Annotated in this window: 24 protein-coding genes; 13 read left to right on the top strand and 11 right to left on the bottom strand. The window is 71.8% G+C overall.

Features of this window, described 5'->3' with window-relative positions; all coding sequences use genetic code 11:
• Positions 1–250 precede the first annotated feature (250 nt).
• Complete coding sequence (locus ACPYOM_RS08460; RefSeq protein WP_481345611.1) at positions 251–1,066, bottom strand: glucosamine-6-phosphate deaminase; 816 nt, start codon at positions 1,064–1,066, stop codon at positions 251–253.
• 211 nt (positions 1,067–1,277) lie between these two features.
• Entirely contained in the window at positions 1,278–2,405 is a 1,128-nt protein-coding gene (locus ACPYOM_RS08455) for an ROK family transcriptional regulator (protein ID WP_481345610.1), read from the bottom strand.
• A gap of 124 nt (positions 2,406–2,529) precedes the next feature.
• On the opposite strand from ACPYOM_RS08455, the gene ACPYOM_RS08450 reads away from it, so the two are divergent.
• Genes ACPYOM_RS08450 through ACPYOM_RS08435 form a run of 4 tightly spaced genes read left to right on the top strand, consistent with a single transcriptional unit; the run spans position 2,530 to position 5,582 of the window.
• Complete coding sequence (locus ACPYOM_RS08450; RefSeq protein ID WP_481341714.1) at positions 2,530–2,805, top strand: DUF2277 domain-containing protein; 276 nt, start codon at positions 2,530–2,532, stop codon at positions 2,803–2,805.
• A 25-nt stretch (positions 2,806–2,830) separates the two neighbouring features.
• Positions 2,831–3,508 carry a class I SAM-dependent methyltransferase gene (locus ACPYOM_RS08445; protein WP_481345609.1) on the top strand — a complete coding sequence of 226 codons (678 nt, stop codon included), beginning with the start codon at positions 2,831–2,833 and terminating at the stop codon, positions 3,506–3,508.
• The gene (locus ACPYOM_RS08440) at positions 3,505–4,251 is read left to right on the top strand and encodes a DNA alkylation repair protein (RefSeq protein WP_481345608.1); all 747 of its coding nucleotides are present in this window, start codon (positions 3,505–3,507) and stop codon (positions 4,249–4,251) included. The genes ACPYOM_RS08445 and ACPYOM_RS08440 overlap by 4 nt, the downstream gene beginning before the upstream one ends.
• On the top strand, positions 4,248–5,582 hold the full coding sequence (locus tag ACPYOM_RS08435; protein WP_481345607.1) for an MATE family efflux transporter: 1,335 nt from the start codon (positions 4,248–4,250) through the stop codon (positions 5,580–5,582). The genes ACPYOM_RS08440 and ACPYOM_RS08435 overlap by 4 nt, the downstream gene beginning before the upstream one ends.
• 108 nt (positions 5,583–5,690) lie before the next feature.
• Here ACPYOM_RS08435 and ACPYOM_RS08430 read toward each other — a convergent pair whose 3' ends face one another.
• Together ACPYOM_RS08430 and iolC are read right to left on the bottom strand one after the other, a co-directional pair.
• Positions 5,691–6,311 carry an MSMEG_6728 family protein gene (locus ACPYOM_RS08430; RefSeq protein ID WP_481345606.1) on the bottom strand — a complete coding sequence of 207 codons (621 nt, stop codon included), beginning with the start codon at positions 6,309–6,311 and terminating at the stop codon, positions 5,691–5,693.
• Positions 6,312–6,704: 393 nt separating this feature from the next.
• The gene (gene iolC / locus ACPYOM_RS08425; protein WP_481341709.1) at positions 6,705–7,700 is read right to left on the bottom strand and encodes a 5-dehydro-2-deoxygluconokinase; all 996 of its coding nucleotides are present in this window, start codon (positions 7,698–7,700) and stop codon (positions 6,705–6,707) included.
• A 221-nt stretch (positions 7,701–7,921) separates the two neighbouring features.
• On the opposite strand from iolC, the gene ACPYOM_RS08420 reads away from it, so the two are divergent.
• The 5 genes from ACPYOM_RS08420 (at position 7,922) to ACPYOM_RS08400 (ending at position 13,904) form a co-directional block, all read left to right on the top strand.
• Positions 7,922–9,241, top strand: a complete 1,320-nt coding sequence (locus tag ACPYOM_RS08420) for an ABC transporter substrate-binding protein (protein WP_481341708.1) — start codon at positions 7,922–7,924, stop codon at positions 9,239–9,241.
• Between the two features lie 187 nt (positions 9,242–9,428).
• The gene (locus tag ACPYOM_RS08415; RefSeq protein ID WP_481345616.1) at positions 9,429–10,397 is read left to right on the top strand and encodes a carbohydrate ABC transporter permease; all 969 of its coding nucleotides are present in this window, start codon (positions 9,429–9,431) and stop codon (positions 10,395–10,397) included.
• A complete protein-coding gene (locus ACPYOM_RS08410) occupies positions 10,394–11,251 on the top strand; it encodes a carbohydrate ABC transporter permease (RefSeq protein ID WP_481345605.1) in 858 nt (285 codons plus the stop codon). The genes ACPYOM_RS08415 and ACPYOM_RS08410 overlap by 4 nt, the downstream gene beginning before the upstream one ends.
• Entirely contained in the window at positions 11,248–12,855 is a 1,608-nt protein-coding gene (locus ACPYOM_RS08405) for a GH1 family beta-glucosidase (RefSeq protein ID WP_481345604.1), read from the top strand. Before ACPYOM_RS08410 ends, ACPYOM_RS08405 begins: the two co-directional genes overlap by 4 nt.
• Positions 12,852–13,904 carry a LacI family DNA-binding transcriptional regulator gene (locus tag ACPYOM_RS08400; protein ID WP_481341705.1) on the top strand — a complete coding sequence of 351 codons (1,053 nt, stop codon included), beginning with the start codon at positions 12,852–12,854 and terminating at the stop codon, positions 13,902–13,904. Before ACPYOM_RS08405 ends, ACPYOM_RS08400 begins: the two co-directional genes overlap by 4 nt.
• 170 nt (positions 13,905–14,074) lie before the next feature.
• Here ACPYOM_RS08400 and rplI read toward each other — a convergent pair whose 3' ends face one another.
• The 6 genes from rplI to ACPYOM_RS08370 all read right to left on the bottom strand — a co-directional run bounded on the left by rplI (position 14,075) and on the right by ACPYOM_RS08370 (position 19,818).
• Positions 14,075–14,521, bottom strand: a complete 447-nt coding sequence (rplI, locus tag ACPYOM_RS08395; RefSeq protein ID WP_481341704.1) for a 50S ribosomal protein L9 — start codon at positions 14,519–14,521, stop codon at positions 14,075–14,077.
• A gap of 32 nt (positions 14,522–14,553) precedes the next feature.
• Complete coding sequence (gene rpsR / locus ACPYOM_RS08390; protein WP_013494395.1) at positions 14,554–14,790, bottom strand: 30S ribosomal protein S18; 237 nt, start codon at positions 14,788–14,790, stop codon at positions 14,554–14,556.
• A gap of 145 nt (positions 14,791–14,935) precedes the next feature.
• On the bottom strand, positions 14,936–15,544 hold the full coding sequence (locus ACPYOM_RS08385; RefSeq protein ID WP_481345603.1) for a single-stranded DNA-binding protein: 609 nt from the start codon (positions 15,542–15,544) through the stop codon (positions 14,936–14,938).
• Between the two features lie 122 nt (positions 15,545–15,666).
• The gene (rpsF, locus tag ACPYOM_RS08380; RefSeq protein WP_481345602.1) at positions 15,667–15,954 is read right to left on the bottom strand and encodes a 30S ribosomal protein S6; all 288 of its coding nucleotides are present in this window, start codon (positions 15,952–15,954) and stop codon (positions 15,667–15,669) included.
• A gap of 198 nt (positions 15,955–16,152) precedes the next feature.
• A complete protein-coding gene (locus ACPYOM_RS08375) occupies positions 16,153–17,595 on the bottom strand; it encodes a glycosyltransferase 87 family protein (RefSeq protein WP_481345601.1) in 1,443 nt (480 codons plus the stop codon).
• 6 nt (positions 17,596–17,601) lie between these two features.
• On the bottom strand, positions 17,602–19,818 hold the full coding sequence (locus ACPYOM_RS08370; RefSeq protein ID WP_481345600.1) for a transglycosylase domain-containing protein: 2,217 nt from the start codon (positions 19,816–19,818) through the stop codon (positions 17,602–17,604).
• A 225-nt stretch (positions 19,819–20,043) separates the two neighbouring features.
• Between ACPYOM_RS08370 and ACPYOM_RS08365 the strand changes: the two genes are divergently transcribed.
• Positions 20,044–20,709: a PadR family transcriptional regulator gene (locus tag ACPYOM_RS08365; protein ID WP_481341699.1), complete on the top strand. Its 666-nt coding sequence runs from the start codon at positions 20,044–20,046 to the stop codon at positions 20,707–20,709.
• 3 nt (positions 20,710–20,712) lie between these two features.
• Positions 20,713–21,804 carry an inositol-3-phosphate synthase gene (locus ACPYOM_RS08360; protein ID WP_481345599.1) on the top strand — a complete coding sequence of 364 codons (1,092 nt, stop codon included), beginning with the start codon at positions 20,713–20,715 and terminating at the stop codon, positions 21,802–21,804.
• Positions 21,805–21,895: 91 nt separating this feature from the next.
• Here ACPYOM_RS08360 and ACPYOM_RS08355 read toward each other — a convergent pair whose 3' ends face one another.
• Positions 21,896–22,771, bottom strand: coding sequence for a DUF4190 domain-containing protein (locus ACPYOM_RS08355; RefSeq protein WP_481345598.1), 876 nt, complete (start codon positions 22,769–22,771; stop codon positions 21,896–21,898).
• A gap of 134 nt (positions 22,772–22,905) precedes the next feature.
• Here ACPYOM_RS08355 and ACPYOM_RS08350 point away from each other — a divergent pair, with 134 nt between their 5' ends.
• Together ACPYOM_RS08350 and ACPYOM_RS08345 are read left to right on the top strand one after the other, a co-directional pair.
• The gene (locus tag ACPYOM_RS08350; RefSeq protein WP_481341696.1) at positions 22,906–23,661 is read left to right on the top strand and encodes an endonuclease/exonuclease/phosphatase family protein; all 756 of its coding nucleotides are present in this window, start codon (positions 22,906–22,908) and stop codon (positions 23,659–23,661) included.
• A gap of 154 nt (positions 23,662–23,815) precedes the next feature.
• Positions 23,816–24,454, top strand: coding sequence for a peroxiredoxin (locus ACPYOM_RS08345; RefSeq protein ID WP_481341695.1), 639 nt, complete (start codon positions 23,816–23,818; stop codon positions 24,452–24,454).
• The last annotated feature ends 128 nt before the right edge of the window (positions 24,455–24,582 follow it).

Here is a 24,582-nt window from a genome sequence, read left to right as displayed (position 1 = left end):
GGACAACCTGGGGGCGGGGGCATCGTCTCCTGCCTGTGGACAACCGGTGGACGACGATCCGCGACACGCCGTCAACAGGTGTGGACAAGGTGTGTGCACAACTGTGGGGAGGCGTCCGCCCCGTCTCCGCACACCCACTCTGACCTGCGACGACGAGCGTCCACGGGGTGTGGAGGAGAGATTCCACGACCCTGTGGGGTTGTCCACAGAAGCTGGAGCTGCCACCCGTGAACAACTGCGGGGACTCCCTTTACCACCTCGTGGATCGTCGCGTGGTCGGTTCGGCCAGACCCGCGGCCGACGCGTCGTAGTAGTCGCGGTTGCGCAGCCCCGCCGCGGCCGCCTCGTCGAGGACGACGACGGCGTCGGCGTGCCACTGGATCACCGACGCGGGACACGACGCCGACAGCGGCCCCTCGACGGCCGCGGCCACGGCGGCCGCCTTGCCGGCGCCGGAGGCGACGAGGACGAGCCGACGCGCGTCGAGGACGGTACCGAGGCCCTGCGTGACGCAGTGGGTCGGGACGGCGTCGACGTCGTCGCCGAAGAAGCGGGCGTTGTCCCGGCGCGTGCGGTCCGACAGCCGCTTGACGCGGGTCCGCGAGGCGAGAGACGAGCCGGGCTCGTTGAACCCGAGGTGACCGTTGGCGCCGATGCCGAGGATCTGCACGTCGACGCCGCCCACGGCCAGAATCTCTCGTTCGTACTCCCTTGCCCCCGAGGCGAGCTCGCGTTCGGTGGTGCCGGACCCGTCCGGGACGTGGAGCCGCTCCGGGGGCAGCCCGAGCGGTTCGCAGACCTCACGCAGGAGCACCTGGCGGTAGGACTCCGGATGGCCCTCGGGCAGACGGACGTACTCGTCCAGGGCGAAGCCGTGGGCCCGTCGCAGGTCGAGCCGGCCGTCCTCGACGGCCCGCGAGAGCTCGGCGTAGAGCCCCAGCGGCGAGGACCCGGTCGCGAGCCCGAGCACGGGTTCGGGCCGCCCGGCGTCGGTGAGCCCGACCAGGACGACCTGGGCGGCGCGCCGGGCGACGTCGGCAGGCGTCGGCAGGACGATGACCTCCATCAACCCACCTGCTCGCAGGAGCGGCCGGTCCTGTCCAGCCGGGAGGCGGCGACGGCTGTCACCGTCATGAGGCGCTGCTGGGTCGTCATTCGTGGTGCCTTCCGGGAACGTGCGGTGGTGGCAGGGGCCGAGGGATGCGGGCGAGAGGATCCGGCGTGAGGGTCCGGGCGTGAGGCCCCGGGCGGGCCGGGAAGCGGCGGTTGGCTCAGCGTCAGGCGACGCCGAGCTGCTCCCAGAGGACGAGGACGGCGGCACCGCGCAGGACGATGTCGTCGGACCGGTCGGCGAGGCGGACGCTCAGGTCGGCCTCGGGCCGGGCGAGCAGGCGGGCACGGAGCGTCTCCTCCACGGCGTCCCGCAGCGCGCCTCCGACGAGGTGCTCGGGTCCGGACAGCACGACCTCGGACAGGTCGAGCGCGGCGACGACGGGAGCGAGGGCGATGCCGAGCCGCTCGCCGGCCTCCCGCAGGGGCGCCTCGTCGCCCGAGGTCGCGAGCGCCTTCTCCAGGTGCGGGGCGGACACCCACGTCTCGAGGCAGCCGACCTTGCCGCACCGACAGGGTGCGCCGCCGTCGGTGCCGACGGTGACGTGCCCGATCTCGCCGGCGGCGAAGTGGGCCCCGCGGACGCGGTGGCCGCCGACGATGACACCACCACCGACGCCGCGACCGATCTTGACGAGCACGAGGTCGTCGCCGCCGTCGCCGAGCGTGTAGTGCGCGTGCACGGCGGCGTCGGCGTCGTTGACGATGAAGACGGGCAGGTCGGTGGCACCGGCGACGACGTCGCGCAGGGGCACGTCGGTCCAGCCGAGGTTGGGCGCGGTGTCGATGGCGCCCTCGGGGCCCACGATGCCGGGCGTGCCGATGCCGATCCCGAGGATCGGCGCCGTCGCGGCCCCGACGAGCTCGTGGACGAGGTCGAGCACGGAGTCGAGGACGGCCTGGCCGGAGTCCTCGCCGATGGGGCGCTCGGCGCGCACGAGGATGGTGCCGTCGAGGTCCATGACGGCGCCGCGGAGCACCTCGTGGGCCGCGAGGTCGACCCCGATGGCCTGCAGGCCGGTGCGGTTGACGTCGACGAGCAGGGCCGGCTTGCCGGGGCGCACCTCGTCGGAGGGGCCGAGCTCGACGGCGTGGCCGCTGTCGACGAGCTCGGCGACGAGGTCCGAGACGGTCACCTTGCTCATGCCCAGACGGCGGGCGAGGTCGGCACGGCTCATCGCGCCGACCGAGTAGAGCAGCTGGAGCACGAGCGACAGGTTGTGCCGGCGGCCGTGAGCGGGGAGCACGGCGGTGCGCGGGGACACGCGTCCGGCGCGGGGCGGGGCGGTCGTCATGGAGGTTAGTAAACTTTACGAACTTCCATGTCCGCAAGGCCCCACACGACAGATCCGCCCGCCCGGACGGCCGTCGCGGCCCGCCAACGCGCTGCCCGACGGCGGGGCGACATACCCTCGGAGCATGTGCCGCAACATCCGACAGCTCCACAACTTCGAGCCGCCCGCCACGAGCGACGAGGTCCGCGCCGCCGCCCTCCAGTACGTGCGCAAGGTGAGCGGCAGCACCCGGCCCAGCCAGGCCAACCAGCACGCCTTCGACGAGGCCGTCGAGGCGATCGCCCACGCCACCCAGCACCTGCTCGACCACCTGACGACGAGCGCCCCGCCCAAGGACCGCGACGTCGAACGCGAACGGGCCCGCGCCCGCAACGCCGTCCGCTTCGGCACCCCGGCCTGACGGCCGACGCCGGCGGGCGGGCGCCGTGGGCATCTGGGCCGAGCAGGTGACGCCGCGCCTCGTCGCGGCCGGTGGCGAGGACGAGTCCATCAGGGCACTGCGCGCCCGCGCCTGCGAAGGTCTGCGCGGTGACGTCGTCGAGCTCGGGTTCGGCAGTGGCCTCAACGTCGGCTTCTACCCGGACGCCGTGACGCGCATCGTCGCGGTCGAGCCCTCGGACCTGGGGTGGCGGCTGGGCGCCGGGCGACGCTCGCGCAGCTCGGCCCCCATCGTCCGCGGCGACCTCGACGGGCAACGCCTCAGCCTCCCGGACGCCAGCGTCGACGCGGTCCTGTCGACCTTCACCCTGTGCACGATCCCGGACGTGACGGCGGCCCTCGACGAGGTGCGGCGCGTGCTGAAGGAGGGCGGCACCCTGCACTTCCTCGAGCACGGCGTCGCCCCGGACGAGGGCGTGCGTCGGTGGCAGCGCCGTCTCGAGCCCCTGCAGAGGCGCCTGTTCGACGGGTGCCACCTGACGCGTCCGATCGACCGGCTCGTCGAGGGGTCCGGACTGGCCCTCGTCGAGGTCGAGCGGGCGTATGCGCCCCTGCCCCGCCTCATGCGCCCGTGGGTCTTCGGCTACCTCGGCCGCGCCGTCAAGCGCTCACGCTTCGATCACGGGCCGGCGGCGTCGGACCCGGCCGCTACCGTGGAGCAATGAGGACCGGACCGCACCCCGCCCTGGCCTCGGAGGTGCGGACCGTTCTGCTCGCCGGCGCCGACGCGGAGCGCGCCGCGGGCCAGCAGCGCTACATGAAGTCGGCGCTGCCGTACGCCGGCCTCACCTCGCCCCGGCTCAAGGCTGCACTGACTCCCCTCCTGCGCGACCCCGGCCTCCGGATGGAGTCGCGCGAACAGTGGCAAGCCACCATCGAGCAGCTCTGGCGCACCGCCACCCTCCGTGAGCAGTGGTACGCCGCCCTCGCCCTCGCGCGTCACCCGGGGTATCGGCACTGGGTCGACAGCGACGCGATGCCGTTGTGGGAGAGGCTGATCCGCGCCGGCGCCTGGTGGGACGTCGTCGACGACATCGCGACCCACCTCGTGCGCGACACGCTCGCCGGCGCTCCGCAGGTCGAGGGGTTGCGGATGCGCGACTGGTCCGGCAGCGACTCGATGTGGGTGCGGCGAGCCTCGATCATCTGCCAGGTCGGTGCGGGGCCGCGCCTCGACCAGGACCTGCTCACCGCCACCATCGAGGCGAACATCGCGGACCGGGACTTCTTCATCCGCAAGGCGATCGGCTGGGCGCTGCGCGACCACGCGCGCCACGACCCCGCGTGGGTGCGCGCCTTCGTGTCCACGCATCCCGGCCTGTCCGGACTGTCCCGCCGCGAGGCCCTCAAGCACCTCGGCCCGCCCACGCTCGACGCCCCGTCCGCCGCCCGGGTGGCGCAGGCATGAGCCCCCCCGCACCGACGACGCACCGTCGCGACATCCTCCGGCTCGCCGTCCCGGCGTTCCTGGCCCTCATCGCCGAGCCGCTCTTCCTGCTGGCCGACTCGGCGATCGTCGGCCACCTCGGCACGGCGCAGCTGGCCGGACTCGGGGTGGCGAGCGCGGCTCTCGTGACCGCCGCCGGCATCTTCGTCTTCCTGGCCTACGGCACGACGAGCGTCGTCGCCCGCCACCTCGGCGTCGGCGACGACCGCGCGGCCATCGGCGCCGGCATCGACGGCCTGTGGCTCGCCCTCGGCCTCGGCGCGGGCACGGCGGTGCTCACCGCCCTCGCGGCCCGCCCGATCTGTGCCGCGTTCGGCGCGTCGCCGGAGGTCCTCGAGCAGGCGACGACGTACCTGCGCATCTCCGCGCTCGGCCTGCCCGCGATGCTCGTGGTGCTCGCCGTCACCGGCGTGCTCCGCGGGCTCCAGGACACGACGACCCCGCTCGTCGCGTCGGTCGTCGGGTTCGGTGCGAACCTCGCACTCAACCTCACCTTCGTCTACGGGTTGCACTGGGGCATCGCCGGATCCGCCTGGGGCACCGTCATCGCCCAGACCGGCATGGCAGCGGGGCTCGTCACCGCCCTGCTCGTCAAGGCGCGTGCACGCCACGCCAACCTGCGGCCCCATCCGGGACGCGTCCTGGCCGCTGCGCGCACCGGCGTCCCGCTGCTCGTGCGTACGCTCGCCCTCCGCGCCACGCTGCTCCTCACGACGTGGGTGGCCGCGTCGCTCGGCGACGTCACCCTCGCAGCGCACCAGGTCGCGATGACGGTGTGGTCGTTCCTCGCCTTCGCCCTCGACGCGCTGGCCATCGCGGCCCAGGCCATCACCGGCCGCGCCCTCGGCGCGGGTGACCGCGAAGGCGTCCGCGTCGCCATGGGCACGATGGTCCGCTGGGGGGTGTGGGGCGGCCTCGCGGTCGGCCTCGTCGTGACGGCGCTGCACGGCGTCCTGCCGGCTCTGTTCACCGGCGACCCCGCGGTGCGCGACGCGCTCGGCGCGGCCCTCGTCGTCGTCGGACTCGGCCAGGCGGTGGCCGGCTACGTCTTCGTCCTCGACGGCGTGCTCATCGGCGCCGGCGACGGCCGCTGGCTGGCCGGGGGCATGGTCGTGACGCTCCTCGCCTACCTGCCGGTGGTCCTCGCGGTGCGGGCGGTGGGGCCGACCGGCTCGGCGGTGCACGACGTCGTCGTCCTGTGGCTCGCGTTCACGCTGTTCATGGTGGTCCGCGGTGCCGGCCTGTGGTGGCGGGGCCGCCAGGACGACTGGATGGTCGTCGGCGCGACGTAGCGCCAGATGGCGCCAGGTAGCGCGAGGTAGCGCCTTGGAGCGCCGCGTCGAGCCTCGTACGCGCCTCGGGTGCCGGTCCCTTCGCCCACGCCCGAGGGCCGGCGCCGGTCAGGTGTTCCCGTGACGGTTGGCCCGACGCGTCAGCCACGCCTTCTTCGCCGCTGCGCTGCGACGCCGTCGGCTCGCCTCCCGCTGCTGCTCGGCCCGACGCTCGGCCGCCTCGGCCCGACGCCGAGCGGCGGCCACCCGACGACGTTCCCGCTCGAGCACCGCCTCCGAGCGCACCGGCCACACGTAGGGCAGGTCCGGTGGCACGTCCGGGAAGAGCGGCCGGTAGTGCTCGGGGTCCTTGCGCACGAGCGCGGAACGGTGGCTGCGAACCACCTCGTCGTCGAACAGCCAGGGCGGCAGCCCACCGCCCGCGCGCAGCTGCTCGTAGCCGCGCAGCCGCGTGACGCCGGCAGCCCTCAGGTCCGCGACGATGGTCGCCGCGCACGAGTCGTCGAAGCCGCGCGCCACCCACTCCTCGCACATCGCCAGGCCGTAGCGGCCGAGCGCCTCCTCGTAGCCCTTCCACATGAGGACCGCCGGGTGCGACGCCCACGCGTACCCCGGCACGGTGAGCGCCCGGACGATCTGGATGACCTCGACACGCTGCTTGCCGAGCCGACGCTGGTCGAGCGCGCGCGCCGTGGCCGCGAAGTCGGGGTGGGGCACGAAGGTCTGCACAGGGCTCCTGCCGGTCGTACGGACGTGGCGTCGGCGACGACGCGACCCCAGCGGCATACCCACGGCGGGCCCTGCCCGCCCGGGCCACGTCCCGGTCGGGGTCCAGGTCCAGGTCCAAGGTCCAGGTCCAAGGTCCAAGGTCCCAGGTCCAAGAGAACTGCTACGGGCTTCCCAGCCTTCTTTAAGGTCGGCCGGTCATAGTCGTTCTCGTGAGTTGCTCCTGTGCGACTCGGTGACCTCCTCCCCCTGTCGGGTCACCGTGTCAAGGGCACCCGCCCCCGCTGGTCGAGTTCGGCGACGTGACCAGCGGGGGCGGGTTTTTCTCTGCCCCGGGACGCTCGAGGGCGGGACGGCCGGCCCCTGGGTCGGCTGCGCCGCGCCGAACCCGCCGGCTCACTCCACGACGGCGACGTCGGACAGCAACGCGCTCACCTCGGCGGTCGTCGGCATCGCGGTCGAGCACTCGAGCCGGCCGGCCACGATGGCGCCGGCGACGCTCGCGAAGTGCAGGACCCGCTCGAGGTCCCAGCCGGCGAGGAGCCCGTGCACGAGAGCGCCGCCGAAGGCGTCCCCGGCACCGAGGCCGTTGACGACCTGCACCGGGAAGGGCGCGACGCGCACCGTGGCGCCGGGCGTCATGGCGAGGACGCCGCGCGGACCGAGCTTCACGACCGCGAGCTCGAGGCCGGCCTCGATGAGCGCCCGGGCGGCACGCTCGGGGTCGCGCTCACCGGTGGCCACCTCGCACTCCCCGACGTTGCCCACGGCGACGGTGACGTGGGCGAGCGCCTGGCGCACGAGGTGGGGTGCGTCCTGCGGACGTGGCCAGAGCGTCGGGCGGTGGTCGAGGTCGAGGATGGTGAGGGGGCGGCGGCCGCGCTCGCGCCACGCGGTGAAGTGCGCCTCGCGGCTCGGCTCCTGGCTCAGCCCGGTCACGGTCGACCAGTAGACCTCGGCATCGCGAATCGCTTGCAGTGGCAGGGATTCCGGGGTGACGAGCAGGTCCGGCGCGATCGGGTACCGGTAGAACCAGATGGGAAAGTGGTCCGGAGGGAACACCTCGCAGAAGGTGACCGGCGTCGGGGGTCCGCCGACGACCGTCTGGACGTAGGCGTCGTCGACCCCGAGCTGGAGCAGCTCGCGGTGCACGTACCGGCCGAACGCGTCGTCGGCGGTGGCGCTGACGAGCGCGCTGCGGCGGCCGTGGCGGGTCGCGGCGACGGCCACGTTGGCGGCGCTGCCACCGAGGAACTTCTCGAACGTGCGGACCTCGTCGAGGGTCACCCCGTGCTGCAGTGGATAGAGGTCCACGCCGACGCGGCCGATGGCCACGAGGTCGTGACTCGCGCGGCGGGCGTCCTCGCCCCGGGGCTCCTGCGCCGGTCCCATGGGACAACGCTAGACGCGGCAAGCCGGACCGGCACCCCCTCGACGAGGGCGAGGCGATTCGCCCCGTTCCGGCCCGGTCCGCGGTCACGGAATGGTCACGAGTCTTGACGGTCGGCCGGAACCGGCTCCATCCTCTCCCGTGAGAGCGCTCTCACGGCCGTTCCTCCCGCAGGGAGAGCGCTCCCACACCCACACTGGGCAGAGACCGAAGGAGCTCTCCGATGACAGCCCGCACCACCCGCACCGGCATCCGCCTGACGCGTCCCCGGAACGTCGCGCTCGCCACCCTCACCGTCGGACTGCTGGCGCTCACCGCGTGCAGCTCGGGCAGCGCCGACAACGGACCCGCGACCCAGGCGGGCGGGGCCGGTGGCCCGGTCACCCTGACCCTCGCGACCTTCAACCAGTTCGGCTACGAGGACCTCATCCCCGAGTTCGAGAAGACCCACCCGAACATCAAGGTCACCCACAAGAAGGCCGCCACCTCCAACGAGGCGCGCGACACCTTCTTCACCCGCCTCTCGGCCGGAAGCGGCATGGCCGACGTCGAGGCGGTCGAGGTCGACTGGCTCCCCGAGATGCTCCAGTACTCCGACAAGTTCACCGACCTCAACAGCCCCGACGTGCAGGGCCGCTGGCTCGACTGGAAGGCCAAGGCGGCCACCGACGCCGACGGCCACCTCATCGGCTACGGCACCGACTCCGGTCCCGAGGCCATCTGCTACCGCAGCGACCTGTTCAAGAAGGCCGGCCTCCCGAGCGACCGGGCAGCGGTCGCCAAGCTGTTCGGCACGACGTGGGACAGCTACTTCGCCGCCGGAAAGCAGTTCGCAGCGAAGTCCAAGGTGCCGTTCTTCGACAGCATCGGCGCCACCTACCAGGGCATGGTCAACCAGGTCCAGGCCGCCTACGAGAACCCGGCCGACGACAGCATCACCGCCACGGACAACCCCGAGGTCAGGAAGCTCTACGACCAGGTCGTCCAGGCCGGCATCACCGACGGCCTCTCGGCCAAGCTTCAGCAGTGGGGCGACGACTGGACCGCCTCGTTCCAGAAGGACGGGTTCGCCACGATGCTCTGCCCCGGCTGGATGGTCGGCATCATCGAGGGCAACGCCAAGGGCGTCAAGGGCTGGGACGTCGCCAACACCTTCCCCGGTGGCGGCGGCAACTGGGGTGGCAGCTACCTCGTGGTGCCCAAGCAGAGCCAGCACCCCAAGGAGGCCCAGGAGCTCGCCGCCTGGCTGACCGCGCCCGAGCAGCAGGTCAAGGCCTTCAAGAAGGTCGGCGCGTTCCCGAGCCAGAAGGCCGCGCTCGACAGCCAGGACCTCCTGTCCTTCAAGGTCGCCTCGTTCAACGACGCCCCCACCGGGCAGATCTTCGCCGACCGCGCCAAGGCCGTCACGGTCTCGCCCTACAAGGGCGCGCACTACTTCGCCATCAACGACGCCATGCAGCAGGCCCTGACCCGCGTCGAGCAGGGCACGGCACCCCAGGCGTCGTGGGACACGTGGGTCGCCGACGTCAAGGCGCTCGGCTGACGCCGGCCAGACCCTCCGACACGTGGGCGGCCCGGTGACCACACCCGGCACCGGGCCGCCCGCCCGACGAAGCGGACCGCCCATGACCGTCCAGTCCCCCGCCCAGCGTCAGCCCAGCACACCCGGCACACCGGGCACGCCCGGCGCCTCCGATGCGCCCGGCGCGCCCGGTGATGCCGGGCGCCTCATGGAGGCGTCACCCGGTCAGCCGGTGGGCGTCGTGGCGCGTTCCCCCCTCGCACCGCGCGCCGGCTGGCGCCGCCGCCTGACCCGCGTCGACGAGAAGGCGTCCCCCTACGCGTACGTCAGCCCGTTCTTCGTCCTCTTCGCCGTCGTGGGGCTGTTCCCCCTGCTCTACACGGCGTACGTCTCGCTGCACCGGTGGAGCCTCATCGGCGGGCAGGGCGACTTCGTCGGCCTGAAGAACTACACCGACGTCCTGGCCCAGCCCTACTTCTGGAACGCGCTGAAGAACACGCTGAGCATCTTCCTGCTCTCCAGCGTCCCCCAGGTCGTCGCGGCGCTGCTCATCGCCGCGGCCCTCGACAGCGGGCTGCGGGCCCGCACCTTCTGGCGCATGGGCGTCCTGCTGCCGTACGTCGTGGCCCCCGTCGCGGTCGCCCTCGTCTTCAGCGACCTCTTCGGTGACCGGTTCGGCCTCGTCAACCACCTGCTCGGCCTCGTCGGCCTCGACCCGGTGCAGTGGCACAAGGACGTCCTGCCGAGCCACCTGGCCATCGCGACCATGGTCAACTTCCGCTGGACCGGCTACAACGCGCTCATCTTCCTCGCCGCGATGCAGGCGATCCCGCGCGACTACTACGAGGCCGCCCTCATCGACGGCGCCGGACGCATCCGCACCTTCTGGGCGATCACCGTCCCGCAGCTGCGCGCGACGATCATCTTCGTCGTCATCACCTCGACGATCGGCGGCCTGCAGATCTTCGACGAACCACGGATGTACGACCAGTACGGGCTCGGCGGCGCCAACCGCCAGTGGCAGACGCTGACGCTCTACCTCTACCAGCTGGGCTGGACGCAGAAGAACTTCGGCCGCGCGGCCGCCGTGGCCTGGATGCTCTTCCTCGTCGTCGTCCTCTTCGCGGTCCTCAACTTCCTCGTCACCCGCCGGATCGCCTCGAAGGGATCACGATGAGCACCCCGACCCTGCGCCGCAGCACGGCGCTCGTGCGCCGCACCCAGGCCGGCCCCGCGGCCTACGCCTTCCTCGCCGTCGTCCTCGTCGCGTCGGCGTTCCCCCTCTGGTGGTCCTTCGTCATCGGCAGCAAGGACGCCGCCGCGATCGTGCGCGACCCGTACTCGTTCGTACCGGGCGGGCACTTCCTACAGAACGCGGCGACGGTCGCCGCGTCGATCCCCTTCTGGAAGGCGCTCGGCAACAGCATCGTCGTCAGCTCGACGGTGGCGCTGCTCGTCGTGCTCTTCTCGGCCCTGGCCGGCTTCGCCTTCGCCAAGCTGCGCTTCCGGGGGCGCACCGGACTGCTCGTCTTCGTCGTCGCGACGATGGCCGTGCCGACGCAGCTGGGCATCGTGCCGCTGTTCATCGTCATGAGCCGGCTCGGCTGGATCGGCAGCCTCTGGGCGGTCATCCTGCCGAGCGCCGTGAGTGCCTTCGGCGTCTTCTGGATGACGCAGTACCTGCAGGAGGCGCTGCCGGACGAGCTCATCGAGGCGGCGCGCGTCGACGGTGCCTCGACGCTGCGGACCTTCTGGTCGGTGGCGCTGCCCGCGGCACGGCCCGGCGCCGCGATGCTCGGCCTGTTCACCTTCATCGCGACGTGGACCAACTTCTTCTGGCCCTTCATCATCCTCGACCCCGGCAACCCCACCCTGCCGGTCGCCCTGCAACAGCTGCAGGCCGCCTACTTCGTCGACTACTCGCTCGTGCTCAACGGCGTGGTGCTCATGGCGCTGCCCCTCATCGTCCTGTTCGTCTTCGCCGGCAAGCAGCTCGTGTCCGGCATCATGCAAGGAGCAGTCAAGGGATGACCGCCCCCACCACGTCCACCCAGACCAGCCAGACCATCCAGCCCACGGGCGACCGCTCCCTCGCCAGCGCGAACCATGCTGTCGCGCAAGGTCGCCCGGTGCCGGAGGACTTCGTCGTCGGCGTCGCGACGGCCGCCTACCAGATCGAGGGCGCGCGGCACGAGGACGGTCGGCTCGACTCGATCTGGGACACGTTCTCGCACACCCCCGGCGCCGTCGTCGACGGCGACACGGGTGACGTCGCCTGCGACTTCTACCACCGGTTCCCCGAGGACATCTCGCTGATGCGCCGGCTCGGACTGCAGTCCTACCGGTTCTCGACGTCGTGGTCGCGCGTCGTGCCCGACGGCCGCACGGTCAACCCGGCCGGTCTCGACTTCTACGAGCGGGTCGTCGACGAGCTGCTCGCGGCCGGCATCGCGCCGTGGCTGACGCTCTACCACTGGGACCTGCCCCAGGCCCTCGAGGACCGCGGCGGGTGGACCTCCCGCGAGACGACCGACCGCTTCGTCGAGTACGCCGCGGCCGTCCACGACCGTCTCGGCGACCGCGTCCGCACGTGGACGACCCTCAACGAGCCCTGGTGCTCGGCCTTCCTCGGCTACACCGCCGGGATGCACGCGCCCGGCCGTACCTCGGTGCGCGACGGCCTCGCCGCCGCCCACCACCTCCTTCTGGGGCACGGCCGCGTCGTGGAGGAGCTCCGCGCCCGGGACGCGTCGCTCGAGCTCGGTCTGACCCTCAACTTCACCGTCGCCGACCCGCTCGACCCCACCGACCCCCGCGACGTCGACGCGGCCCGACGCGTCGACGCCCAGATGAACCGCGTCTTCCTCGACCCGGTGTTCCGTGGCGCCTACCCCGCCGACCTGCTCGAGGACGTGCGCGGCCTGGGCCTCGAGGAGCACGTGCGCGACGGTGACCTCGCCGTCATCTCGACGCCGATCGACGTGCTCGGCGTCAACTACTACAACGGCGAGGCCGTGGCGCACTGGGAGCCTCCGGTGGCCCTCGATGCCAACGTCAACGGCGGCCGCCACACCCGCTCGCCCTTCCCCGCGGCGGACTCGGCGTTCCGGCACCCCCGCGGCCTGCCGGTCACCGCGATGGACTGGGAGATCCAGCCCGACGGCCTGACGCGCCTGCTGCACCGCCTGCACGACGAGTACACCGGCCCGGCGGGGGTCCCGCTCCACGTCACCGAGAACGGCGCGGCCTTCGACGACGTCCCCGACTCCGACGGCTTCGTCGACGACGCCGACCGCGTCGCCTACGTGCGGGCCCACCTCGGCGCCGTCCTCGACGCCGTCGAGGCGGGCGTGCCGGTCCGTGGCTACTTCTACTGGTCGCTGCTCGACAACTTCGAGTGGGCGTGGGGCTACGCCAAGCGCTTCGGTATCGTCCGGGTCGACTACGACACCCAGGTGCGGACGCCGAAGGCGAGCGCCCTCGACCTCGCCCGGGTCATCGCGAGCCGGGTCCTGCCGACCGGCCACCCTGCGGACGCCGAGGCGGTCGACGCCGCCGGAGCCGAGACTGGGACGAGGACCGACACCGACGAGCAGGACCGGCCCCGCCGGCCGGCAGGAGACACCGAGGCATGAGTGACGGCACGGCCACGCGACCGACCACGGGCGTGGGCGCCGCATCCGAGCGCCCGACGCTCGAGGCGGTCGCGCGCGTTGCCGGCGTGTCGCGGGCGACGGTGTCGCGCGTCATCAACGGGTCCCCGAGGGTCAGCCCGGACGTGCTCGCCGTCGTCGAGAAGGCCATCGCCGAGCTGAACTACGTCCCGAACCGGGCGGCCCGCTCGCTCGTGGCACGGGCCACGATGTCGATCGCGCTCGTCGTGCCCGAAGATGCCCACCGGTTCTTCGGCGACCCCTACTTCGCCGACGTCGTGCAGGGCATCAGCGACCGCCTCGACGCGAGCGAGTACGTGCTCAACCTGCAGCTGACGCATCCGAGCAGCCCGTCGGACAAGACGCGTCGGTACCTGCTCGGCGGGAACGTCGACGGGGCCATCGTCGTGTCGCACCACTCCGGCGACCACTTCCTGGCCTCCCTCGGCCGCTCGCTGCCGGTCGTGTTCGGTGGCCGGCCGCTCGGACAGGTGGCCAACCCGGCCGACTACTACATCGACGTCGACAACCGGCTCGGCGGCGTCCAGGCCACCCGGCACCTCGTCGAGCGCGGGTACCGGCGCATCGCGACGATCACCGGACCGACCGACATGCCGGCCGCCGTCGACCGCGAGCAGGGCTGGCGCGACGCGATGCGGGAGGCGGGGCTGTCGGACGAGCGGCTCGTCCACGGCGACTTCACCGAGGCCGGCGGCATCCGGGCCGGCCTCGCCCTCGTCGACCGGTTCCCCGACGTCGACGCCGTGTTCGTCGCGAGCGACCTCATGGCGAGCGGTGTGCTGCTCGCCCTCGAGGAACGCCGGCTGCGGGTGCCCCAGGACGTCGCCGTCGTCGGGTTCGACAACAGCAAGTACGCCACGCGCGGCAAGGTGCGGCTGACGACCGTGGCGCAGCCGGCCCAGGAGATGGGCGTCGTCATGGCCGACACGCTGCTGCGGCTGCTGGCCGGCGAGGAGGTCGAGCGCATCCGGGTCCTCGGCACCGAGCTCGTCGTGCGCGACTCGACCTGACGCCCTCGACCGGTGTGATGGCCCCTGCCGCCCGCCGACCCGTGCCGCCTGCCGACCCGCGACGCCTGACGAGGCGTCGGATCCCAGCGACCCGGACACGGGGGACACGGCGAAGGGGCCGGGAACCGCGTCGTGCGGTTCCCGGCCCCTTCGGCCGTGCAGTGCCTGGGTCAGGCGGAGACGACGTCGAACTTCAGCGTCGCGGAGACCTCCGGGTGCAGGCGGACGGTGGCCTCGTAGGAGCCGGTCGTCTTGATGGCCTGCTTGACCTCGATCTTGCGCTTGTCGAGCTCGGGACCACCGGCGGCCTTGACCGCGTCGGCGATGTCACCGTTGCTGACGGCGCCGAAGAGGCGGCCGGACTGGCCGGCGCGGGCCTCGACCGTGACGGCCGTGGCCTCGAGCTGGCCCTTGATGCCCTTGGCGGTGTCGAGATCCTTGATCGAGCGGACCTCGCGGCCCTTCGTCAGGGCGTCGACCTGCTTCTGCCCGCCCTTGGTCCACGGGGTCGCCAGACCGCGCGGGAGCAGGAAGTTGCGGCCGTAACCGTCCTTGACCTCGACGACGTCACCGGCAGCACCGAGGCCGGTGACCTCGTGCGTGAGGATGAGCTTCATATCTGTTCTCCTGGTTCTCGAGCGGAACGGACTCAGCGAGCCGAGCTCGAGTAGGGCAGCAGGGCCATCTCACGGGCGTTCTTGACGGCCGTGGCGATGAGACGCTGCTCCTGGACGGACACCCCGGTCACGCGACGCGCGCGGATCTTGCCGCGGTCGGAGATGAACTTGCGCAGCAGCGCGGTGTCCTTGTAGTCGATGTTCTCGACCTTCGCCGCCTTGAGCGGGTTGGCCTTCTTCTTGGGCTTGCGCACAACGGGCTTTGCCATCGTGGTGCTCTCCTTCGTGATGAGAGCCCGGGGTCTGCGCCCCGGGATGGGTCTTCGATCTCTGGTGTGGTGCCGCGCGAGGCGGCGGATGCCGGTCGGGCCGGCGACGGGATCCGCTTCGGATCAGCGACCGATCAGCGTCCGATCAGAACGGCGGCTCGTCGTAGCTGGGGGCCTGGCCCCAGCCACCACCTTGGTTACCGCCGCTCGGCTGACCACCCTGGCCACCCTGGGCACCGCCGGGAGCACCCCAGCCGCCGCCCTGCTGGCCGCCACCCTGTCCACCCTGGCCACCACCGGTCGCCCACGGGTCCTCGGCCTGACCGCCACCCTGGCCACCGCTCCAGCCGCCGCCCTGCTGGCCGGCCCCGAAACCGCCTCCGCCGCCACGCTGGGTCTTGTTGACCTTCGCGGTGGCCGAACGGAGCGAGGGACCGATCTCGTCCACGTCCATCTCGACGACGGTGCGCTTCTCGCCTTCCTTCGTCTCGTACGACCGGGACTTGAGGCGACCCGAGGCGATGACACGCATGCCGCGCTGGAGCGACTCGGCGACGTTCTCCGCCGCGTCGCGCCAGATGGAGCAGCGCATGAACAGCGTCTCGCCGTCCTTCCACTCGTTGCTCTGGCGGTCGAACATCCGGGGCGTCGAGGCCACCGTGAAGTTCGCGACCGCTGCACCCGACGGCGTGAACCGCAGCTCGGGGTCGGCGGTCAGGTTGCCGATGATGGTGATGACGGTGTCGCCTGCCATGGATCAGTCCTTCGCTGGGTGATCGGAGCGAACGCTCGGGGGCTGGGACTCGGTGGTGAGCCCGAGGGTGATCGCGCGGGTGTGATCAGCGGGTGATCAGCGCGTGCGTGATCGGTGCGTGGTCAGGCGCCGGGGCGGAGCAGCTTGGTGCGCATGATCGACTCGCTGAGGTTCAGCTGACGATCGAGCTCCTGGGCGACGGCCGGCTCGGCGGTGAAGTTGACGACGGCGTAGATGCCCTCGGACTTCTTCTTGATGTCGTAGGCGAGGCGACGACGGCCCCAGATGTCGACGTTGTCGACGCTGCCACCACCGTTCTTCACGACGGTCAGGAAGCGGTCCATCGTCGTGCCGACGGTGCGCTCCTCGGTCTCGGGGTCGAGGATGACCATGAGTTCGTACTGACGCATGCTTCTAACCCACCTCCTCTGGTCTCGGCGGTCACGGGTCGTTCCCGTGACAGGAGGGTTGCAAACGTCCCGCCGCGAGCCTCGGGTCACAGCCAAGCAGATGGGGCCGACAGGTGTCGGGCTTCTCCACAGGCCACCGGGGCGCACGGCGAACCCGGCAAGACTACCCGGCGGGCCGGGGTCCGCGGAAATCGGACGTCAGGCGAAGCGGACGATGAGCCGGTCCTCGGCGCCGACCAGCGGGCCGGCGAGGTCGTCGTGCTCGGGCGCCGGGTCCTCGGCCGTGCCACGGCGTCCCCACCGGTCACGGGCCCGCAGCCAGGCCACGGCCACGAGCCACAGCACCGCGACGACCCGCAGCATCGAGAAGAGGGAGTACCAGGCCGGGGGCATGCCGCGGTCCGGCACGGTCGTGGCCGCGATGGTCAGCCACACGGCGACGAAGTTGAGCGCCTCCGCCAGGGCCCAGAGCAGGTGGTCGCGCCACTGGTAGGCGCACCACGCTACGAGGGGCAGGAGCCACAGCGAGCTCTGCACCGTGAACGACTTGCCGGTGACGAGGACGATGCCGACCATGACGAGCGAGACCTCGGCGACCGTCGGCCGGCGGGACGACGACAGGGCGAGGACCGCCCCGGCGAGGACGGCGACGAGCCAGCCGAACGCCGCCAGGGCGGTCACGACGCCGGCGGCCATGGCATGCCCGGCCAGCTGTGGCAACAGCCACGGCGAGCCGTAGCCGGCCGGCGCCGAGGACCACCCGAGGTAGGCCGAGGCGGCCGCCGCCGGGTTGAGGAAGGAGACGGCGGACAGGATGCCGCCGAAGGTGAGGAACGCGTACAGCGCGAGTCGGCCGAAGGCGCGCATCCGCCCCGACCGCAGGCACAGCAGGCCGATGGCGACGACGAGGAGCACGGGGTAGCTGCGTGCGGCGACGGCTGCACCGAGGAGGACGCCGGCCAGGGTCGGACGCCGGCGCGACCACGCCCACAGGCCGGCGCTCGCGAGCGCGACGCCGAGCAGGTCGGCCGACACGAACCCGACGAGGGCGGCAACCGGGGACACGGCCACGTGGGCGGCCGAGAACGAGGACCACGCCGACGACGCGACGAGCCAGACGACGAGCAGCAGCAGCAGGGTCAGCAGCACGGACCACAGCGCGAAGTACCAGGCGGCCCGGCTGCGCAGCGATCCCTCGTCGGGCACGAGGCTCGCGAGGGCGGTCAGGGCCAGGCCGGTCAGGGGCGGCTGCCCGGTGGTCGGTGCGGCGGACCCGCCCTGCAGGAAGGCCGCCAGCCCCGCCTTGACGTTGCCGTCCCGGTAGGCGTTCGGCAGGTCGGCGTAGCACGCGCTCCAGAACTGCGTGTCACCGGTGAACCCGGTGCGCAGGCAGGGCGCCCGGAGCAGGATGCCGAGGCCGGCCGTCACGGCCGTGAGCGCGGAGAGCACGGCAGCCGTCAGCACCCACGGCAGCTCGCGGGCCGCCGCGTAGCGGCCGCGCGGACCACCGATGACCTCCGACGCCGCGGTGACGACCGGGTCACCGCGGCGGGCGAGGTCGTCACGGCGCAGGAGGTCACCGCGCCGGACGAGGTCACCGCGCCGGCCGGGGCCGTCCCGCCAGGCGTGCGACCGCGTCACCGGGACTCACCCACCGGCGCCGCCACCGCCACCGCCGCCCTTGGTGGTGGTGGTGGACGGGAACGGCAGCGGGACGGTCACGGTGTTCGTCGGGGAGTCGGTCGGCGTCGGCTTGCCGGTGCCCTTGGTCTTCGTCGGCGTCGGCGTCCGGGTCGTCGTCGTCGGGGCCTGCGTCGTCGTCGTCTCCTGCGTCGCCGTGTCCGGCGGCGGCGTGAAGGTCGTCGTCGGCGTCGGGACCTTGTCGTCGCCGACACCGGCCCGCGGCGGGAAGTCCTGGACCGGGACCCCGTCCATGACGATCTTCATGAAGTCGTAGAAGACGTCGGCCGGGATGGTGCCACCGGTGAGGTTGGTGTCCTCGGCGTCGGTCAGGGTCTGCGGGTTGCCGTTCGCGTCCGGCTTGTACATGCCGATCGACACGGCCAGCTGCGGCACGAAGCCCGAGAACCAGATCGACTTGGCGTACGACGACGTACCGGTCTTGCCGGCGACGGGGCGGTCGAGCCGCTGGAGCTTGGTCGCGGTGCCGCCGTCCTTGACGGTGTAGGTCATGGCGTCGGTGACGTCGGCCGTGACGTCCTTGTCGAAGGCCCGACGCGTCTGCGGCTTGGCGGTGTAGCTGAAGTCGCTCGTCGTCGAGGTGACCCTCTTGACGAAGTACGGCTTGGACCGGACACCCTGCGCGGCGATCGTCGAGTAGGCGGTCGCCATGTCGATGACGTGCGGGGAGGCGGTGCCGAGGACGTTCGTCAGGGTGTCGTCGAGGCCGGGCGTCCGCTCCGGGATGCCGGCGTCGATCGCCGCCTGACGCGTCAGCTTCGGGGTGATGGTGTTGTTGAGGTTGACGAAGGCGGTGTTGATCGAGCGGCCGATCATCCGGCGCATGTCGACCATGCCGTAGGAGCGCTCGCCGAAGTTCGTGATCTTCGTGCCGTCGATCTCCTGCGGCTGGTCGCCGTCGAACTTCGTCTTCGTCGAGATGCCGTCGCGGACCGCGGCGAGGACGGCGAAGGGCTTGAAGTTCGAGGCGCCCTGCATGATCGCCTGCGTCGCCGAGTTGAACTGGTTCTTCCGGTAGTCGGCGCCGCCGTACATGGCGATGACGGCGCCGTCGCCCGGCTTGATCGCGACGAGTCCGCCCTGGACCTTCTTGGGCAGGTTGTCCTGCATCGCGGTGATCGCCGCGTTCTGGGCCTTCTTGTCGATCGTCGTCGTGATGCGCAGGCCGCCCTGGTCGATGTCCTGCTCGGTCAGCCCGTTGGCGATCAGCTCACGCTTGACCTGCGCGGTGATGAAGCCGTTGGGTCCCGACGAGAACTGGTTCGGCTTGTACGGCAGGATCTTCGGCAGCTCGGTGTACTTGGCGCGCTCGGCCCGGCTGAGCCAGCCCTCCGAGACCATGCCGTCGAGGACGTAGTCGACGCGCTTCTCGAGGTTGGCCTTGGCGCCGGGGCCGTTCGCAGGGTCGTAGAGCGACGGGGCGTTGATGACGGAGGCGAGGACGGCGCCCTCCGGGATGGTCAGCTTGCTGACGTCCTTGCCGAAGTAGGCCTTGGCCCCGCTCTGGATGCCGTAGGCACCGCGCCCGTAGTAGATGGTGTTGAGGTAGTCCTGCAGGATCTGGGACTTGCTGCGCTGGCCGTCGATCTTGATGGCGAGGAGGATCTCGCGGGCCTTGCGGGAGATCGTGCGGTCCTGCGTGAGGAAGTAGTTCTTGACGTACTGCTGGGTGATCGTCGAGCCACCCACCTGGGCCTCGCCGGTGACGCTCGTCTTGACGGCACGCAGGATGCCGCCGACGGAGATCCCGTTGTTGGCGTAGAAGGTGCGGTCCTCGGCGGCGAGGTGCGCGTCCTGGACGAACTTCGGCACGCGGCTCAGGTCGACCGACTCCCGGTTGCCGTCCTGGGAGGAGATGCGGTCCAGCTCGGTCTTGCCGTCGGCGTAGTAGACGATGGAGACCTGGCGGTTGGCGATCTCGTTCGCGGCCGGGATGTCGATCTTGTTGTAGGCGATGAAGACGCCGATGACACCGAGGACGAAGAGCACGGCGCCCGCGATCGACCCCCACTTGAGGGTGCCGACGACCCACGTGCGCCAGCCGCTGCGTCCCGCGCCGGCGCCGCTGCCCCGACCGTCGCCCCGACCGCTGCCGGCGCCGCGCGTGCCGCCCTTCGAGGCCGCCAGCTGGGCGGCACGGACCTCGTGCCTGCTCGGACTCACTCATCAACTCCGTTTCAGCGATGTGGCCCGAGCTTCCGCCCCGGGCCGCTCATCAGTATGACCCGACGCAGCGCCAGACGGCCAAACGGGACGACGGACCTCACAGGGCCTGCACAGGCGCTGCACGTGTCGACCCGGGTATGGGGGACGAAGCGCGCGACCCTGTCACCGTGATGCGTCGGCATGATGTATCGCGCCGATATATCTGCATGTACAGTGGCGATCGTGCCGAAGTCCTCCCGCCCCGCGAGCCGCCGCGCGACGCTGCTCGAGTTCGCGGTGCTCGGGCTCCTGCACGACGGTCCGCTGCACGGGTACGAGCTGCGCAAGCGGCTGACCACGGCCCTCGGCATCTTCCGGGCGCTCTCGTACGGCTCGCTCTACCCCGCGCTGCGCCACCTCGTCGAGTCCGGCTGGATCCACGAGACCGAGGAACCGGCCGCCGGGACCGGCCGCCGCCCGCGCATCACGTACGAGCTCACGGCGGAGGGCAAGGAGCACTTCCAGGACCTCGTCGCCGCGAGCGGCCCGGACGCGTGGGACGACGATGACTTCGACGTGCGGTTCGCCTTTTTCTCCCGGACCGAGGCGCAGGTGCGGCTGCGCATCCTCGAGGGTCGGCGCTCCCGCCTCGAGGAGCGGCTGGCGAACATCCGCGACGCCTCCACCCGCAACCGCGAGCGGATGGACGGCTACACGCTGGCCCTCCAGCAGCACGGCGAGGAGCGGGCCGAGCGCGAGGTCCGCTGGCTCGAGGAGCTCATCGTCGCCGAGCGGCGCGCGGCCCTCGACCCCGGCCCGGCGGCCTTCGACGAGCCCACCGGCACGACCCCCACGAGCAGCACCACCCCGAGCACGAACCACCCGAGCACCACCAACCACAAGGAGTGATCCATGGGATCCGTACGCGTCGCCATCGTCGGCGTCGGCAACTGCGCGAGCTCGCTCGTGCAGGGCGTCGAGTACTACAAGGACGCTGACGCCACCGGCACCGTCCCCGGCCTCATGCACGTGACGTTCGGTGAGTACCACGTCGGCGACGTGCAGTTCGTCGCCGCGTTCGACGTCGACGACAAGAAGGTCGGCAAGGACCTCTCCGAGGCCATCAACGCCTCGGAGAACAACACGATCAAGATCACCGACGTGCCCACGACGGGTGTGACGGTCCAGCGCGGCCACACGCTCGACGGGCTCGGCAAGTACTACCGGCAGACGATCGACGAGTCGGCTGCCGAGCCGGTCGACGTCGTGCAGGCCCTCAAGGACGCGAAGGCCGACGTCCTCGTCTCCTACCTGCCGGTGGGCTCCGAGGCCGCCGACAAGTTCTACGCGCAGTGCGCCATCGACGCGGGCGTCGCCTTCGTCAACGCCCTGCCGGTCTTCATCGCCTCCGACCCGGAGTGGGCCGCGAAGTTCGAGGCTGCGGGCGTGCCGATCATCGGTGACGACATCAAGAGCCAGGTCGGTGCGACGATCACGCACCGCGTCATGGCCAAGCTCTTCGAGGACCGCGGCGTCGTGCTGGACCGCACGTACCAGCTCAACGTCGGCGGCAACATGGACTTCAAGAACATGCTCGAGCGCGAGCGTCTCGAGTCCAAGAAGGTCTCCAAGACGCAGGCCGTCACGTCCAACCTCAGCGGCCCGCTCGCCGGCAAGAAGGACGACCGCAACGTCCACATCGGCCCGTCGGACTACGTCGCCTGGCTCGACGACCGCAAGTGGGCCTACGTCCGCCTCGAGGGTCGCGCCTTCGGTGACGTGCCGCTGAACCTCGAGTACAAGCTCGAGGTGTGGGACTCCCCCAACTCGGCCGGCATCATCATCGACGCCATCCGCGCGGCGAAGATCGCCAAGGACCGCGGCATCGGCGGCGCACTGCTGTCGGCGTCGTCCTACCTCATGAAGTCGCCGCCGGAGCAGCGCGAGGACACGGTCGGGCGGGCCAAGCTCGAGGCCTTCATCCGCGGCGAGGAGCCCCGCTGACCCGCAACTGCCCGCGACGCCCCGCGACGCGGGACCACGCCTGACGCCGAGGCCCCCTTCCGCACGGAAGGGGGCCTCGGCTCGTGTGGTGCTACTTGAGGACGCTGCCGGTGACGGTTCCGGTCCGCGCGTCGACGAGGCACTGGATCGTCCGACTCTCCGACCACGTCCACGCGTCGGAGGGGTAGATGAAGCTCGGCTCGACCTCGTCCATGCGGTCCTCGCGCACGAGGGGGTCGCCCTTGCCGCGACAGCCCTTCTCGGCGGCCGCGACGACCTTGTCCTTGCCCGGGTAGGAGCCCGCGGGCAGGTCGAAGACGGTGATGACCTGGCTCGTGTGGGCCGTCGTGCACGGCACGACGGTGACGTCCCCGACCTCCTCGTCCTCGCCGGTCGAGTCGTCGTCGAAGCAGTCCCCGGCCTTGAGGTCGGCGACGCTGACCTGGTGGCCGGACTGGCGGGGCGACGGGCTCGTGCCACCCGACCCGCTCGAGTCGGAGGCGATGCCGATCGCGAGGAGGGCGCCCCAGCCGAGCAGCCACACCGCGCCCAGGACGATCCCCGCGACGGCCATGCCGCGACCGTTCTGGACGACGCGTCGCAGCTGGTTCAGCGCCACGACGCCGAGCACGATGCCGACGACGGCCGCCACGGGCAGCAGCCCGGCGATGCCGCAGCACAGGGCGGCGATGGCCAGGCCGTTCGTGCCGGGGCGGTGCTCGCGCCCGTCGGGACCCGGGGGCGGGGCGAAGGCTTCCGGGTAGGCGCCGTACGGGCCGACGGTCGGGCCGGCGTCGGTGGACGGCGGGCCGCTGTGGGAGGCCATGGCGGGGGGTCCGGGCGCCGTGAAGGGCGTCCCGGCGGGCGCGGGCGGGACCTGCGGGAGCTGGGGGCCGGAGCCGGGCGGCGGCGGCAGCTGGTAGGCCGAGGACCGGTCGTCCTCGGGGTTCGGCGACGAAGGGCTCACGGCCGGTCAGCATCCCACAGCCGGATGGCGTGCAGGAGACGTTCCCACCGACGAGGGCACTGCCACGCGCCCGGCGCCGGGGACGGCGGACCGTGAACCTGTCGCAGGCGCTCGGCGTGGGGCAGGATCGGACGATGCGTGTCATGACGTGGAACCTGCGCACCGAGACGGCGCTCGAGCCGCCGCACTGGCCGGACCGCCTCGAGGGCGTCGTGTCGGTCATCGAGGAGCTCGGGCCGCACGTGCTCGGCACCCAGGAGGCGTCGGCGCGCATGCTCGACGACCTCGCCGCCCACCTGCCGAGCCGGTACGGATGGCTGGGCGAGGGCCGGCTCGGGGCCCGCAACGACGAGTTCACGGCCGTCATCTACGACACCGCGCGCTTCGACCTGCTCTCGTGGCGCACCTGGTGGCTCTCGGACCGCACCGAGGTGCCCGGCTCGACGGCGTGGGGGGCCGCCTACCCTCGCACGGCGACGACGGTCCGGCTCCGGGACGCCGGCGACCACACGACGTACACGTTCGTCAACGCCCACCTCGACGACGTCAGCGAGCTCGCCCGGCTGGAGGGGGCGCGCCTCCTCGCCGGCAGCCTGGGCCACGACCCGAGCGTCCTCCTCGGCGACTTCAACGCCGAGGCGGGAGCCTCCGAGCCGCACGCCGCCCTCCTCGACGCGGGTCTCGTCGACGCCGTCGCACCGCACGTCACGGCCGCGACCCCCGGCACCTTCCCCGCGCTCGGCCCCGTCGTGCCCGGCGGCCCGCGCGTCGACTGGGTGCTGACGACCCCCGACCTCGTCTCCACGGATGCCCGCGTCGTCGACCTCGGCGGGCGGGAGCCCGTGCCGTCGGACCACCTGCCGGTCGTCGTCGACCTCGAGCGCCGCTGAGCCGTCCCGAGCACCGCGGTCCGCCCGAGCCGGGGCCACCCGACCATCCCCGGCGTCACAACATTTGGACACCCATAACGCAAAGCATGGTTTCGTGGCCACAATGGCTCGCAGACCGGGGCGTGGAGTGCGCCCGACCGCGAGAGGACGAGCCATGGCATCACCGCGACTGGGCGACGTCGCCCCCGACTTCACCGCCGACACCACCGAGGGCCAGATCAGCTTCCACGACTGGAAGGACGGCACGTGGGCCGTCCTGTTCAGCCACCCGGCCGACTTCACGCCGGTCTGCACGACCGAGCTCGGCCGGGTCGCCGCGCTCGAGGACGAGTGGTCCAAGCGCAACGTCAAGGTGCTCGCCGTCTCGGTCGACCCGACCGACAAGCACGACGAGTGGAAGGGCGACATCGAGGAGGTCGGCGGCGCGGCCGTGGCCTACCCGATCATCGGCGACGAGGACCGCACCGTCTCCGAGCTGTACGGCATGATCCACCCGGGCGAGGGCGACACCTCGAGCGTCCGCTCGGTGTTCGTCATCGACCCCTCGAACAAGGTGCGGCTCAGCCTCACCTACCCCAAGAGCGTCGGGCGCAACTTCGACGAGATCGTCCGGGCCGTCGACGCCCTCCAGCTGACCGACCGCGGCCCGTTCTCGACGCCGGCCGACTGGCGCGAGGGCCAGCGCGTCATCGTCGCCCCGACCCTGTCGACCGCCGACGCCCGCGAGCGCTTCGGTGACGACGCGGTCGAGGAGGTCAAGCCCTACCTGCGCTACACGAGCGTCACGGCCTGACCGCGTTCCAGCCGGCTCCAGCCGGCTCCAGCCGGCGCGAGCCGGCATGAGCACGTGAGCCACGCCGACGGGCGGCCACCCTCGAGGGCTGTCTCTTATACACATCTGACGCTGCCGACGACGGAGAG

It is taken from the genome of Monashia sp. HAY1-2A, from assembly GCF_056755315.1.
Note: the sequence above shows the minus strand (reverse complement) of the source record. Positions and strands in the feature narration are given on the sequence as shown.

What these genes read in the sequence shown, in the direction of transcription:
- ACPYOM_RS08460 (WP_481345611.1), bottom strand. Translation starts at nt 1,066, where the DNA reads ATGGAGGTCATCGTCCTGCCGACGCCTGCCGACGTCGCCCGGCGCGCC.
- ACPYOM_RS08455 (WP_481345610.1), bottom strand. Translation starts at nt 2,405, where the DNA reads ATGACGACCGCCCCGCCCCGCGCCGGACGCGTGTCCCCGCGCACCGCC.
- ACPYOM_RS08450 (WP_481341714.1), top strand. Translation starts at nt 2,530, where the DNA reads ATGTGCCGCAACATCCGACAGCTCCACAACTTCGAGCCGCCCGCCACG.
- ACPYOM_RS08440 (WP_481345608.1), top strand. Translation starts at nt 3,505, where the DNA reads ATGAGGACCGGACCGCACCCCGCCCTGGCCTCGGAGGTGCGGACCGTT.
- ACPYOM_RS08435 (WP_481345607.1), top strand. Translation starts at nt 4,248, where the DNA reads ATGAGCCCCCCCGCACCGACGACGCACCGTCGCGACATCCTCCGGCTC.
- iolC (WP_481341709.1), bottom strand. Translation starts at nt 7,700, where the DNA reads ATGGGACCGGCGCAGGAGCCCCGGGGCGAGGACGCCCGCCGCGCGAGT.
- ACPYOM_RS08420 (WP_481341708.1), top strand. Translation starts at nt 7,922, where the DNA reads ATGACAGCCCGCACCACCCGCACCGGCATCCGCCTGACGCGTCCCCGG.
- ACPYOM_RS08415 (WP_481345616.1), top strand. Translation starts at nt 9,429, where the DNA reads ATGGAGGCGTCACCCGGTCAGCCGGTGGGCGTCGTGGCGCGTTCCCCC.
- ACPYOM_RS08410 (WP_481345605.1), top strand. Translation starts at nt 10,394, where the DNA reads ATGAGCACCCCGACCCTGCGCCGCAGCACGGCGCTCGTGCGCCGCACC.
- ACPYOM_RS08405 (WP_481345604.1), top strand. Translation starts at nt 11,248, where the DNA reads ATGACCGCCCCCACCACGTCCACCCAGACCAGCCAGACCATCCAGCCC.
- ACPYOM_RS08400 (WP_481341705.1), top strand. Translation starts at nt 12,852, where the DNA reads ATGAGTGACGGCACGGCCACGCGACCGACCACGGGCGTGGGCGCCGCA.
- rplI (WP_481341704.1), bottom strand. Translation starts at nt 14,521, where the DNA reads ATGAAGCTCATCCTCACGCACGAGGTCACCGGCCTCGGTGCTGCCGGT.
- rpsR (WP_013494395.1), bottom strand. Translation starts at nt 14,790, where the DNA reads ATGGCAAAGCCCGTTGTGCGCAAGCCCAAGAAGAAGGCCAACCCGCTC.
- ACPYOM_RS08385 (WP_481345603.1), bottom strand. Translation starts at nt 15,544, where the DNA reads ATGGCAGGCGACACCGTCATCACCATCATCGGCAACCTGACCGCCGAC.
- rpsF (WP_481345602.1), bottom strand. Translation starts at nt 15,954, where the DNA reads ATGCGTCAGTACGAACTCATGGTCATCCTCGACCCCGAGACCGAGGAG.
- ACPYOM_RS08360 (WP_481345599.1), top strand. Translation starts at nt 20,713, where the DNA reads ATGGGATCCGTACGCGTCGCCATCGTCGGCGTCGGCAACTGCGCGAGC.
- ACPYOM_RS08350 (WP_481341696.1), top strand. Translation starts at nt 22,906, where the DNA reads ATGCGTGTCATGACGTGGAACCTGCGCACCGAGACGGCGCTCGAGCCG.
- ACPYOM_RS08345 (WP_481341695.1), top strand. Translation starts at nt 23,816, where the DNA reads ATGGCATCACCGCGACTGGGCGACGTCGCCCCCGACTTCACCGCCGAC.